The following is a 459-nucleotide window of genomic DNA, read 5'->3' as shown; positions in this document are numbered from 1 at the left end:
CCTTACACCACTGCTCAACATTCTTGTAACCATTACATTGTCGCCACCAATCCATATCCTTGTCAAGATGTTTTAGTAGACGACGAAGGTATTTCTTCTCTGTCGCGGGGATGTATCTTGCAGCTTTTCAATAAGCTCTCGTACCAGCATGTTATTTCTCCTTAAAACCATTCAGACTCGGGGTGAACATCAAACGGTTCAAGATGAGCAAGGATTTCTCTAAGCTCTTCTTCGTTTGAAGCATATTCACACCATACATCTTCATCTACTAGCGCACCATCCTCATACATGCAATAGCTACTCGACGAATCGTGACAACAATCACACCCTAAGGTCAAATAGCGATATTCGTATTTGATAACTCGTTTCATTTTACAAACTCTCCTGTCTTCATAGCTAGCCATTTTGGGGTGGCACTGAATTCTAAAGGTCTGACACTAAACAAACACTCTTTAAAGC

At 41.2% G+C, this 459-nt stretch carries 1 protein-coding gene; it reads right to left on the bottom strand.

Going from position 1 to position 459, the window contains the following annotated elements:
• Positions 1-161: 161 nt before the first annotated feature.
• Positions 162-371 (bottom strand): hypothetical protein, encoded by a 210-nt coding sequence (locus tag J5M58_RS26795; protein WP_207880399.1) that lies wholly within the window; start codon positions 369-371, stop codon positions 162-164.
• Positions 372-459 lie beyond the last annotated feature (88 nt).

The organism is Pseudomonas sp. 32_A (assembly GCF_017490905.1).
GTDB lineage: Bacteria > Pseudomonadota > Gammaproteobacteria > Pseudomonadales > Pseudomonadaceae > Aquipseudomonas > Aquipseudomonas inefficax.
Note: the sequence above shows the minus strand (reverse complement) of the source record. Positions and strands in the feature narration are given on the sequence as shown.

Excerpts from the sequence above, each read along its gene's own strand:
- J5M58_RS26795 (WP_207880399.1), bottom strand. The coding sequence starts at position 371 with ATGAAACGAGTTATCAAATACGAATATCGCTATTTGACCTTAGGGTGT.